This is a genomic window from Sporocytophaga myxococcoides (genome assembly GCF_000775915.1).
In the GTDB taxonomy this organism is placed as follows: Bacteria; Bacteroidota; Bacteroidia; order Cytophagales; family Cytophagaceae; genus Sporocytophaga; species Sporocytophaga myxococcoides_A.
In genome coordinates this window covers 22,758-35,729 of the sequence record NZ_BBLT01000008.1, presented here as the reverse complement: position 1 = coordinate 35,729, position 12,972 = coordinate 22,758, and the positions used below count along the sequence as shown (strand labels likewise).

11 protein-coding genes are annotated in these 12,972 nt (G+C 34.4%); 8 read left to right on the top strand and 3 right to left on the bottom strand.

All coding sequences use genetic code 11. The features are described from left to right. Window positions 1-6: 6 nt before the first annotated feature. Window positions 7-1,785: a gliding motility-associated C-terminal domain-containing protein gene (locus MYP_RS25345; protein ID WP_052430316.1), complete on the bottom strand. Its 1,779-nt coding sequence runs from the start codon at window positions 1,783-1,785 to the stop codon at window positions 7-9. 185 nt (window positions 1,786-1,970) lie between these two features. On the opposite strand from MYP_RS25345, the gene rlmD reads away from it, so the two are divergent. The 3 genes from rlmD to MYP_RS17630 are packed head-to-tail and all read left to right on the top strand — an operon-like array spanning window position 1,971 to window position 4,896. Further along, window positions 1,971-3,377: a 23S rRNA (uracil(1939)-C(5))-methyltransferase RlmD gene (gene rlmD, locus MYP_RS17640; RefSeq protein WP_045466371.1), complete on the top strand. Its 1,407-nt coding sequence runs from the start codon at window positions 1,971-1,973 to the stop codon at window positions 3,375-3,377. Between the two features lie 5 nt (window positions 3,378-3,382). Then, window positions 3,383-3,751 carry a hypothetical protein gene (locus tag MYP_RS17635; protein ID WP_045466368.1) on the top strand — a complete coding sequence of 123 codons (369 nt, stop codon included), beginning with the start codon at window positions 3,383-3,385 and terminating at the stop codon, window positions 3,749-3,751. Continuing rightward, window positions 3,751-4,896 (top strand): acyltransferase family protein, encoded by a 1,146-nt coding sequence (locus MYP_RS17630; RefSeq protein ID WP_045466365.1) that lies wholly within the window; start codon window positions 3,751-3,753, stop codon window positions 4,894-4,896. The genes MYP_RS17635 and MYP_RS17630 overlap by 1 nt, the downstream gene beginning before the upstream one ends. Window positions 4,897-5,278: 382 nt before the next feature. On the opposite strand, the gene MYP_RS17625 is transcribed toward MYP_RS17630, so the two are convergent. Together MYP_RS17625 and MYP_RS17620 are read right to left on the bottom strand one after the other, a co-directional pair. After that, window positions 5,279-6,886, bottom strand: coding sequence for a lamin tail domain-containing protein (locus MYP_RS17625; RefSeq protein WP_045466362.1), 1,608 nt, complete (start codon window positions 6,884-6,886; stop codon window positions 5,279-5,281). A gap of 28 nt (window positions 6,887-6,914) precedes the next feature. Beyond that, window positions 6,915-7,460: a hypothetical protein gene (locus MYP_RS17620; RefSeq protein ID WP_045466359.1), complete on the bottom strand. Its 546-nt coding sequence runs from the start codon at window positions 7,458-7,460 to the stop codon at window positions 6,915-6,917. 198 nt (window positions 7,461-7,658) lie between these two features. On the opposite strand from MYP_RS17620, the gene MYP_RS17615 reads away from it, so the two are divergent. The 5 genes from MYP_RS17615 (at window position 7,659) to MYP_RS17595 (ending at window position 12,759) form a co-directional block, all read left to right on the top strand. Beyond that, complete coding sequence (locus tag MYP_RS17615) at window positions 7,659-8,615, top strand: hypothetical protein (protein ID WP_045466356.1); 957 nt, start codon at window positions 7,659-7,661, stop codon at window positions 8,613-8,615. A 260-nt stretch (window positions 8,616-8,875) separates the two neighbouring features. Next, the gene (locus MYP_RS17610; protein ID WP_045466353.1) at window positions 8,876-9,949 is read left to right on the top strand and encodes an HlyD family secretion protein; all 1,074 of its coding nucleotides are present in this window, start codon (window positions 8,876-8,878) and stop codon (window positions 9,947-9,949) included. Beyond that, window positions 9,946-10,728, top strand: coding sequence for a polyphosphate polymerase domain-containing protein (locus MYP_RS17605; protein ID WP_045466350.1), 783 nt, complete (start codon window positions 9,946-9,948; stop codon window positions 10,726-10,728). The genes MYP_RS17610 and MYP_RS17605 overlap by 4 nt, the downstream gene beginning before the upstream one ends. 3 nt (window positions 10,729-10,731) lie before the next feature. Then, window positions 10,732-11,406 carry a DUF4956 domain-containing protein gene (locus MYP_RS17600; protein ID WP_045466348.1) on the top strand — a complete coding sequence of 225 codons (675 nt, stop codon included), beginning with the start codon at window positions 10,732-10,734 and terminating at the stop codon, window positions 11,404-11,406. Window positions 11,407-11,409: 3 nt separating this feature from the next. Beyond that, entirely contained in the window at window positions 11,410-12,759 is a 1,350-nt protein-coding gene (locus MYP_RS17595) for a TolC family protein (protein ID WP_081990575.1), read from the top strand. Window positions 12,760-12,972: the final 213 nt, after the last annotated feature.

Here is a 12,972-nt window from a genome sequence, read left to right as displayed (position 1 = left end):
AAGCTTTCATCGCATTACTTCAAGCCAGCCTTTGATTTTCTTTTTATTAAGATCAACGACATAATAATAAATTCCATCGGGGTACCCCGCAGGATCCCATGAAAAACCAGGGTCTTCAGATTTGAATACCCTGCTTCCCCACCTGTTATATATTTCTATGCCCTTAAAGTGATATTCGCAGTTACCACCGTATAAATCTGGTATTGTGTAAGTATCATTCCTATTATCTCCATTTGGCGTGATCAGGTTTTTAGGATCAACCTTATCTACCTGAGTTTCACTATCCTTTACTCTTAATGTTAATGTATCATAAACCTGATGTGAATAGACGCAACTACTATCCTTTAACTTAAAGACGACATTAAATACACCTGGATTGAGCTCATCGCAGTCTGGCATCCATAAAAGCGGATTGGCAATAGAATCCTTCCCATTTATATTGGTAAAAAACATTCCCTTATCTTCCAGATTAAAATCAACTCCTGTAGCTGATAAATACATAAAATCAGCAGAATCAAGCCCAATTACATTTATCCTATTTGAAGAGCCAGGGAAAACGTCTATTGTCTTTCCTCCAGGATCAAACTGTAATATAGGTGCAGGGTTTTCAGGGGGAGGTATAATTAAAACCTTTATTTTAAGTGTATCTGTTCGTGGATGGGGGCATCCATCATCGCTTACTACAATATCAAGATCAAATAATTTCTCCTCCTCTATCAGCAATTTATCACAGGGATTAAAAACAAACGGAGCCCTCACAGTATCATTTACACCAGGCCTTAACTGCTGAGGTCCAGGAGGTGTAAAAATTGAAGGAGGTAGATTGGTACTTATTTTGGAAATATGAATATTAGCTGGACGATTTAAAACAGTTGTACTTGAATCGGACAACAAAAGCTCAAAAGCTTTTATTTCATTTAGCTTCACTACAAAAGTATCTCCTCTAAACTCAGTATCAGGCCCTTTAGGCTTCTCTATGTCTACCTTAGGGCCAAGATTTACAGGGCAATTTTTCACAAGGAACTGGTAATCCCGTCTCACCTGCCCTATCTTTCTATTGTTTCTATATTCATCGACAATCATGGAAACAACAAACAGTCTGTTGTTGGCTTCACTCGGATTTACAGACAATACCCCTGTGCGTTGATCTACCTTTAATGCAGGGTTTCCTTTAATCATATTGGAAGCACTATATCCCGACATCCAGATAATAGGATCATAGGGAGCAGGTTTTGGATCTGGCGATACTTCGCCATAAATACTTGCATGGCCGTTTAACGGGGTTACCAGAGTATATACTAATGAATCCCCATCAAGATCATATCCTCCAAAATTAAAAGTATTCATCTGGTTTCTGCAAAAATAATCCGCTACCATATCATCAAAAACAGGAGAGGAATTTACAAATGGCCTCCCGCCTCTTCTAACCGGTGGAAATTCAAGGTAAAAAACCTGACCTGCTTTATCAGGGTCCACAATATTTTTAATTTCCCCATTTCTGCAACATCTTTCCCAAACAATATAATACCCTCCTGGATCATCATAAATAGCAGGATCAAGAAAGATATTGGCTTTATATTTAAGGTTTAAAGTCTCTTGAACCCCTCTCTCCAAAAAATCACATTCTTCGGTTGCATACTTAACCCTCTCATAGTCAATACCCCTAACCAGTTCCTGTGTACCAACCTGTACATTGTCTGACTTTCTGAAAATATTTGTTTTTATTGTAATGTCTGCATCTATTAACCCGGGCGCAGCATTAAGTTTATCGAAATAAAGCCTCATACTGAGCGTATAATTGTAACCTCGATAATGACGCAATTGAAATTCGCCTCCTACAATGTGGCTGGCAAATAGTTGGGAACTTAGGAAGAGAATAAAAAATAGAAAGAAGATCTTTTTCATACTCAAAATTAATATTTCTCGTCTAAAGACAAAGGATAATTCATTATTGTTTAATTTTGGATACCATGAGTAAAAAAGATAAACAATTTCGCTTTGAAAAAGTAACAATTGGCGAAATGGCAGCCGAAGGAAAATGCGTGGCAAGAGTAAATGAAAAAGTGATTTTCACTGAGTTTCTGGCTCCTGGCGATGTAGCGGATCTAAGAATTTATAAAACAAAAAAAAGATTTGCCTTCGCTAAGGCTGAACATATTTACGAATTTTCTTCTTCCAGAACAACACCTGTCTGCGAGCATTTTGGTACTTGCGGAGGTTGTAAATGGCAGCATATAACCTATGAAAATCAAGCTCTTTACAAAGAGAAACAAGTCAAAGATAATCTTGAAAGAATAGGTAAATTAAATATTGAAGAATATCTGCCTATTATTCAGGCTAAATCAATTTATAACTACAGAAACAAACTTGAGTTTTCTTTTTCTGATAAAAGGTGGCTCACCAATGAGGAAATCGGCTCAGAGGACACTCTTAACGATATGAACGGACTTGGCTTTCATGTGCCTGAAAGATTTGATAAAGTCCTGGACATAAAGAAGTGCCATCTTCAACAGGACCCTTCAAATGCTATCAGACTTGAAGTAAGGAAATTTGCAGTAGAACATCAGATTCCTTTTTATAATTTAAGAGAACACTTCGGGATACTCAGAAATCTGATTATCAGAAATTCAAGTCTGGGAGAATTAATGGTCATCCTTCAGGTAAGAGATTTTACGGATAAGGTAGAATCACTTCTGGAACATCTAAAATTGAAATTCCCCGAGATAACCAGTCTGCAATATGTGGTAAATCAAAAATCCAACGATACTTTCAATGATCTTGATATCCACTTGTTCCATGGTAAGCCTTACATCACCGAACAAATGGAAAATCTTAATTTCAGGGTAAGTCCGAAATCTTTTTATCAGACAAATTCAATACAGGCTTATGAGCTGTACAAAGTAACAAGAGATTTTGCGGGATTAACTGGAAATGAAAATGTCTATGATCTGTATACAGGAACCGGAACTATAGCCAATTTTGTGGCAGGCAAGGCGAAAAAGGTAACAGGTATAGAATATGTTCCAATGGCAATAGAAGATGCAAAAATAAATTCTTCCATCAATAATATTTACAATACTTCATTTTATGCAGGCGATGTGAAAGATATCCTTACTACTTCTTTTCTTGAAAAAGAAGGCGCCCCGGATGTTATCATTACAGATCCGCCAAGGGCTGGTATGCATGAACATGTAATACAAAAAATGCTTGAGCTCGCTCCGCAAAGAATTGTTTATGTAAGCTGCAACCCTGCAACTCAAGCAAGGGATCTTGCATTATTGAATGAAAAATATGCAGTGAAAAAAGTAAGACCGGTAGATATGTTTCCACAGACGCACCATGTGGAGAATGTGGCATTGTTGGAAAAAATTAACTGATCATCATGAATAACGATCCGGAACTAAGCGGTAGATATTTGGGTACAATTTCCAGAGACTTTGTACTCGTTGCAGATACTATAAAAGAAGCTTCTTATCAGGTAAGAGTCAGAAACATTTCCAAATACCCGATCTTCCCTATTTCAAAGACTGATATAGCTATTGGAAAATTGCTTATAGGAAGAAAAGAACTGGCTCTGGAATGGAATTACTATATTTCATTTCTTGATGAGTTTGTTCAGAGGTCTCTGGTCTCTGAAGATATGGTCCCTGAGTTTGAAGCTGCATATAAAAACCCTGATGAATATTGTTGCTTGTTTGTAGTAGATGAGGAGTTTACAAATTTTGTATTTATTCCTTATCCTGAAGACTGATGCAGACTTCCCTTACAAATGTGAGTGTCGCATCAAGGGTATACGGACTTGATATACTCAGAGCAATAGCCATAATATTTGTACTGGAAGAACATGGTAACGATTTCCTATATGAGGCTTTTTCAATAAAAGCACCTCATCTTGATGGTGTAAAATTGTTTTTCGTATTAAGCGGATTTCTGATAGGTCAAATCCTTATCAAAACTTTACATACAGGTCTTTCAATGAAAGCCCTGTATGCCTTCTGGATTAGAAGATGGTTCAGAACTTTACCCAATTATTATTTTATATTAATTATTTTAGTCGGAATCAACATACTTATTCCGGTATTCGAAGGAACATACACTTCCTTCTTTTTCTTTTGTCAAAACCTCTTCTACCCTCAACAACGCTTCTTTCTTGAATCCTGGAGCCTTGCTGTTGAAGAATGGTTTTACATCTTATTCCCTGTTACATTATATCTTTTAAATAAAACCTTTCCCTCAAGACATAAATTAAGTCTGCTTGTATCAATAGGATTTTTCATTATAGGAGCGGTTCTGGTAAGAATATACAAAGAAAGTTATCTTGACATTCAAATATTCAAAGACTGGGATGTGGAGTTCAGGAAAGTAGTTTTTACAAGACTTGACAATATAGTTTTCGGTGTCCTTGGAGCATTTATCAGTAACTATTACCACTCTTTATGGGTTAAACATAAAGTAGCATTCCTGATATCAGGGATTCTTTTACTTCTCGGAGACAGGATATACTTTCTATTCATTACGAATTACATCATTTCATATGGTTGGTATTCTAATATTATTTCTTTTACAATAGGGTCAATAGCCACACTTGCATTATTACCCTTTTTATCAGAACTAAAAACGGGCAAAGGAATAATATTCAGACTCCTCACGTACATTAGTATTATCTCTTACTCGCTTTATATGGTTAATTTATCACTTGTTAGATTCAGAATTATTCCCTATTCTAATGAATGGTTGATAAAGTTCGGATTAGCATCCTACATAAATTATATAGATGTAGCATTGTATTGGCTTTATACAATCATACTTTCTCTTCTTTTATATCACTTTTTTGAAAAGCCAATGACGAACCTGAGAGATAAATTGTATATAAAAAAATCTCAACCAAGTTTATAATGAGGAAAATTTAGTACCTCTTCTCCCTAAAGAAAAAATACATCTATAATATGGATGCAATTAGTATTATGATAGTATAAAAAAAATCAAACAATACAATTTCATCTTGATAACCATTACCTGATATATAAATAGGATTAGCTATTTAAGTCCCGCTGACGAAAATACCCTAAGCCTAAGTCCCTCTAATGCGTATGTTATTAGTTATATCACCATTAATTCATTTTTTGGTTGACTGTTCCCTTCTCCTTCTGGAGATGACTTAGAGATGAGGTTTATTGGCTTGAATAGTTGAACTAAATAATAAATGTTAAATAAAAAATCGGATAGAGGAATCTCCATCCGATTTTTAGTTTTTAACAAGATATAAGTACTAAGAATTCTATTCTATAACAATCTTTGCAGAAGAAGATACGTCCATATCCAAGTTTATCAAACGGATAAAGTATATACCTTTCTTCTGATCAGATAAATTTATTTCTTCATTAACAGAATTAGTTTCCTTTGAATAAACCACCTGGCCAAAGCTATTCAACACTTCAACGGAATTTCTGCCAGATTCCAGATCAAGCCTGAAAATTCCTGCTGAGGGATTCGGATAAACTTTAATTTTCTGTATAGATGTCTTTTGCCCGAACAAAGATAAAACACAAGCTTCATCATCTGTCCCAGGTGTTGCATATATAGGAAGCCCGAGATAATCTTTCACATAAACGTCAGAATAAGACCAGTTAGCCCCATAGTTATTGTCTAACTCCGGATCACAGAATTTTAAAGATGGACCATTCCCATCTGCTTCTGCAGGCCAAGGAGCGTTAAATGAATATAAGACATGATCTATAACAACATCCGCTGTATTTCTTAATGTAATACTTTCACCACTATTATTAAGACTACCTGAAGTCCATTGATAAGTATTAGTTAAATCAAAAAAGGAATTGAAGTACGTTTGATTTGCACATACCACGATATACTGTTTTGATCCAACAACAATTGAAGGGAATACGAAATCAATTCCATCTGAAAAATAATAACCGCCAATATTTACAGCTTCAGGACCATTATTATAAAGTTCTATAAACTCAAGAGTGTCTGTACCGGGGTTATTGTACATTATTTCAGTTATAACAAGAGGCGCTTTTGTATTATTAAATATAAAACTAAAGGATTGAGAAATAAATTTATTTCCTAATACATCTGCAACATCAGTGATAGTAATTGAATTTACACTTGCAATTTCAAGCGCTACAGATAGAGTAAGAGTTACTGTATCTTTGGAAGCAGAGAGCGTTGCGGATGTGACATTCAGCCCGGAATAATTGGAAACAGTCTGTGCAGAAGAAATATCTAAGGATTCATTAAAAATAACTTTAACAATGTTATTCTGAGGCGCATAAACTCTTTTAATAAGAGGAGGATAGGTATCCGGTGATACATTACATACAGAGTTCCCTTCTCCTGGTGAAGCATAAATGATAGAGCCGTCTTCAAAGATCCCTCCTATATCATTAGAGGCATCCCAATTATATCCGAACGCATTATCAGAATTGACATCACATAAAACCAATGAAGACCCCTCTCCATCAGCCTTATTATCCCATGGCTTCTTGTTATCATACTCTACAGAATCTGCAATTGCTCCCGAAGGAGTTTTAATAACGATCTTTTCACCACTGTTACTCAATGTACCATTGTCCCACTGGAGAGGAACCAAGCCAAACGTTTGTTCAAAAAAATCTGCATACCTCGCTACAACAACATAACTGCCAGGTTGTAGAACATAGGCTGGAAAAACATAATCAAAACCACTTGTTACTTTATATCCTGCCAGATTTAATGGTTGGCTACCTTTATTGTATAGCTCAATAAACTCCAGCGTATCATTACCAGGTTGATTATACAGGATTTCAGTAATTACAAGATCAGATTGAGCAAAAGCATTAATTGCAAACAATAAACAAAAAACTTTAAGTATAATTATCTTCTTCATATCAATACGTATTAAAGGCAATTATTCATTAAAATGATATACCTAATTTTACTACTACTAAATTTTTGTATGTGGATTCATCGCGATGAGTAAGGTCTACCAAAGCAAACAGATAACTATCAACCTTGGATGTTAATGGTTGCCTATAGCCTACCCCTGAAAAGAAGTTTGTTACATAAACTCTGCGATATTCAAAGTTAAGATCATTTCTATATGGTACATTACTATAGAGATACTCCAAGTGGAGGAAAAAATTTTTCAGAAAATAAACCCTTGTAAAGATATTTGTTCCATATGCACTGTTGCTTTCCGAATTGTCACTTTTCAAATAATAAAGATAATTCAGACCAACACCCGCATCAACTCTTTTACTCACTCTATAAAAAATTATAGGAGCCACATCAAGATGCTGTAACTGAAGGTGGTAATTAAAGCCCAATTTAATGTATCCTCCGGGAAATTTATTGCTATTTGCAACGGAATCTTTCTGTCCAAAAGCACTGCCTATTAATGAAATAGAAAGAATCAAAATCAAAAGATTATTTTTCAGAAGATTAGTAAAACGACAAGCCATATTTATATATGGGAATTAAATTTTTTATAAAACTATTCGTTTCAATTATTATTATAAAGTTAAGCCTATGACAAATAATTGTTATAAAAATGAAGCTTCAATTTAAAAAAATAAGCTATATTTAAAAAATAATTATAAATCACCTGAGATTTATTACATTTTTATTATTTCGCTATTTATAGAGATAAAAAAATTATTATGAATTACCTCAATATTTCTCTTTATACTTTAGTTATATTCTTACTCCTCACCAATTGTAATTCTAAGAAAGGATGTACAGACCCACATTCTACAAGCTTTGACCCAGAAGCAAAAATAGATGATGGCACCTGTTCTTATTCATCAGCATCAGGGAACATTTCAACAGTAAGGAAACTAAAAAAGGAATTTGAGGAATTGTCCGGCCTTAAGTATGTCGATAAAAAATTATGGACTATCATTGATCCTCCAGGAGAAGACATGATATATAGTATAAATCTTGTCACAGGTGAGCCTAAAGAAACAATCAAAATTTCAGGCATCAAAAGCGTCAACTTTGAGGCAATTACATCAAGTAATACAGATTTTTATATCGGAGACATAGGAAATAATAAAGGCAACAGAAAAGATCTTGTTATTTACAAGGTTCCTTTTCCTTCACCTGTTAACATTGAGAATACATCTACCGCAGAAGAAATTAAATTTTATTACCCTGAACAGAAAGACTTTAGAAATAACACTTCCACAGATTTTGACGCTGAAGCCATACTTTACAGAAACGGTTACATCTATCTCTTCACTAAAAACAATACCAATACAAAGACAAGCCTATACGAAATACCTTCGATTCCAGGGACACATGCAGCACGTTTAAAAGGGATATTTGATGTACAAGGGAAAATAACGGATGCTGACATTAATTCAGACGGAACAAAAGTAATCCTGACAGGTCACAATAAAGAAACAGAGCAAGTCTTCTGCTGGTTATTAAAAGATTTTACAGACACTGATTTCTTCACTGGAACCAAAACCAAAATACCACTCGGAAAATTAGATGAGATCGGACAAGTAGAGGGGGCAACGTTTTATAACGACAAAAATGTCTTTATTTCAAACGAGAAAAATAATGGAGTATCTGCTAATATATATTTATTGGACATTAGTAAAATTCAATAAATAGACAGTTCATTCTAAATCAAAAACTCATGGGCAGTTTTTATTATGAATCTTTAATATCTTGATACCTACAAGAAGAGCTTTGGAAACCTTTTAAAATAAACGACTTTCCCCATCATGCCATAATAACCTATTATGAATTTTAAAAAAATGACAAAAAAAGGTCATGAAGCAGCGTTATTCTGCGAAATAAAGTCTTTACATCAAATTTAAATATAATGGAGATTCAGCCATTGTATTGGTAAATACTAGTACCGTCAATGAAGAAGAAGTTTTTATATTTTGGAATTGCTTTAGCAATTGTCTTAGGAGTTATTTATTGTCCGTTTAAATTCACATACATCGTTTATGCAACGGGAAAAGTATTTCCAACATATGAATGGGTACTGGGCCGAACGTACGACGGAAGAATCACTGAAACAATTAAAAATAATCAGCTGGGTGTTATCAGTTCTTATGCAGGTAAGGAATTTCAAAGAGGGGATGTATTTGATTTTTATATAAATCCTGAAATTAACAATAAGCAATTTGTTGAAAGAGGAGAAACCATCGGAATTCTGAATTCAACTGAATTAATGCGTCAGATCAATCAGCTAAAAGGAGAAAGAGAAGTAGAAAAAGCTTTATTAAAAGTATATTCTACTGGGCAGAAAATTCAGACTATTAAAGAAGCTGAAACAAACTTAACTTTAGCAAAAGAAAGATTTTCCATTCAGGATAAGCTTATATCAAGACAAGCGGACCTCTTTAAAGATTCACTAATCTCTCCTCAACAGTATGATATTGCAAAGAATGAATACGAATTGAGTAAAATCAATCTGACACTCGCTGAAGCTCAGTTAAAAACGCTATCCACAGGAGAAAAACCTGAACAGATAAAATTCATCATTGAAAAGATTGAAAATCTTACAAAACAGATTGCAAGCCTTGAATCCAGAAAAGAAGCCTTACAGATTAAAGCTCCTTTTGCAGGATTGATACAAAGAAAAAAAGGGGGCCTGTCATCAGTGGAAGTCCTTGCAAATATTGTAGATACAGCATCCTATATCATAGTTACTCCGGTCAGAATTAAAGAATTTAAAAATCTTGCCAATGGCCAAAAATGTGTACTCAAACTATTCAATTCTGACTGTGAAATGGAAGCTACTGTTTGCCATATAGACAATGCCATCCAAATTATAGGCGGCAAACAAGCAATTTATGTTACTGCGAAAATCGACAAAAAATGTCCTGGGGTGTACCCTGGAATATTTGCTCAGACCAACTTACATTGTGGCCAACATACTATCATCGAATATTCCAAACTATTATTTCAAAGCTTATTCTACAGATGAAACTCCGTTACGAAAGGAAATACTTTGTGCCAAATGACCGGTTAGATGAATTAAGAACAAGGTTAATGCCATTTGTTTTTCCGGATGTTCATACCAAAGTTGGAGAATCCGGGCTTAGCCAGTATACTGTTAGAAGTATTTACTATGATACTCCTTTCATGGAATATTATTATGAAAAAAAAGAAGGGCTTGAATTTAGAAATAAATTCAGGATAAGAGGATATGATAATCAAAATGAAAACAGCATTGTTTTTCTTGAAATAAAAAGAAAGCTTAGCAACAGAATTGGAAAGCACAGAGCAACCTTAAAATACAGCGATCTTAAATCCCTTCTGACCACCGGTAATACAAAAGATTACATTAATGGCCCTAAACTCCCTAAAGCCTTAAAAGATGCGGATAAGTTTCTATTTTACTATTATTCCAAATCGTTAAAACCTGTAAACCTAGTAGTATATGACAGAGAGGCTTTTCATGGCAAGTTTAACGATGAGGTCAGAATTACATTTGATAAAAATGTACGAACATCCATTTATCCAACTATTGATGAATTGTATTCAGAAGACAGACTGAAGTTAATCACTCCCGGCTACTTTGTGCTTGAAATAAAGTACTACAACATTATGCCTCTATGGGCCAGATCTATAGTAGAAGAATTCAGTCTGCAGCTTGAAGCAATATCAAAATATTCTTCAGGTTTGGACATACATCATACTACTTATGGCACAATGAGGTTCTCCCCAATATCATTATCAAGAAATCCATTTTACAGATTATAAATTATGAATGAAGAATTACAGGATATTTTTTTCTATGCTTTAACAATAAAAGATGTAATAGGTAGATTATTAGTAGCTCTCCTCTGTGGTGTTATAATTTCCATATTTTACAGGATAACATACAGAGGCTACAGTTATTCCTCCACATTTGTCAACTCCATTATATTACTTACCATGATTACAACTATTGTAATTATGGTAATTGGAAATAACCTAGCAGCAGCTTTTGGACTTGTTGGCGCTATGTCTATTATTCGCTTCAGAACAGCCATTAAGGATACTATGGACATCATGTTTATATTTTTCTCTCTGGCAATTGGCCTTGCATGCGGAGTAGACTTTGTTTCCGTAGCTATTATAGGAACGATAGTAATAGGGTCTATCTATGTCCTGATTGTAAAGTTCAACTTATCAGCTCCAAGAAAAAAAGATTATTTACTACAACTTATAACTGTTGGTCAGGAAAGTGATGGTAAAGAGTTGAATGGAATAATTAAAAAGTACTGCCGTAAATATAAAGTAGTGAATGTAAAAGGATTGGGAGAAGAACGTTCAGACATGCTTGAGGTTTCCTATTACATTAAGTTAAAAGATGAAAACAGCGGACAAAATTTCATAAAAGAAATTAAGGCTGTAGAAGAAGTTAAACATGCCAACTTATTTTTTGACGAGGAATAGCAGATGAACAGGAGCAAAAAGACCAGGATTCAATTATCTATCTCTACATGTCTTTTATATTTCATATCCATGTTTCCTTCGATTGCTCAAAACGAAAACCAGACATGGACACTCGATCAATGTATTGAATATGCATTAAAGCATAATTTTACCATACAACAAACTTTGCTGCAAAGTGACAAAGCTGCAGTTAATTTAAAATCTGCCAAAAACAACTACCTTCCTGAAATAGTAGGAAAAGGCAGAAATATATACAACTGGGGACTATTTGTTGACCCTGCTACCAACTTACTTACAACGCAAAGTAGTGAGATATATACAGGATCTGTTGAAGGAGAACTAACACTTTTTAACGGAGGTTATAATTATTATACCTTAAAGCAAAACAGAGACTTATTAAACGCTACCCTCTCTGATAATAAGAAAGTAAGTAATGACATTACTCTGGCTATAATTTCGGCATATTACCAGGTCCTGTTTACTCAGGAACAAATAAAAATAACCACTACCCAGAGAGATCAATCCCGGATTCAACATGAAATGGTAAAAGGAATGGTTGATAAAGGGGTGTTATCAAAAATCAATCTTCAGGAAATAGAATCTGAACTGGCACAAAGAGAGGCAGCTATAACCATTGCCAACAGCAATATGGAACGTAGTCAGCTTGCTTTAAAGCAGCTTATGGCCTATACTAATGGGAATCTTTACCTGGCAAATGAAGATAAAAATTCAATACCTGATTCCTTGCAGATTGACTCTTATGACCAGATTAAAGAAAAAGCTTGTATCTTTCTTCCCGAAATAAAAAGCGCACAGTACCGGCTTAATGCCCTTCAATATAGAAGCCAGGCGACCAATTCACTTCGTTTATTTACCTTCTCTGTATCCGGGGGAGTTATAACACGTAGCTCTAATCTTGTACAGCTTGAGCAAAAGAAACAATTCAAGCAAAACCTCACTGAATATGTTTCATTCAATCTGGCCGTACCTATTTTCAGTAAATTTTTAAAGGTTAATGCATTGGCTTTATCCAAAATAGATATTGATATACAGAAAAAAGAGTTAGATAAAGTTAACCTGGAAGTAGAACAAAGAATTCAGGGAGCCTACCTTGATCTTGTAACAGCTCACAATAACTTTAAGGCCTTGGATAAAAAATCAAAGGCATTTCAGGCTCAGTATAATTATGCTTCAAGATCTTTTTCATCAGGGATTATCAATTATATTGAATACTATTATGCAGCCAATATGCTTGTCACCTCGCAACTTGAACAACTGATTGCCGAATATGATTTTTATCTCAAAAGAAAAACATTAGAGTTTTACGAAGGAAAAGGATATTGTCAGCGATAGATGCAATTTTAATCATTGACTTGTCTATAACATTAAAGTATCTTTCATATCATTCTTGTCGGAACAAATGCATAAAAGATATGCATAACTCGTTCATTATAAAAAATAAACCACGCCTCATTGGTTGAATATTGTTCTTCTCATTACGAAAAAATTATAATGGAATTTAATCAATAAAGAAGGACTTATTGATTAAAATTAAAAGAGGAGATA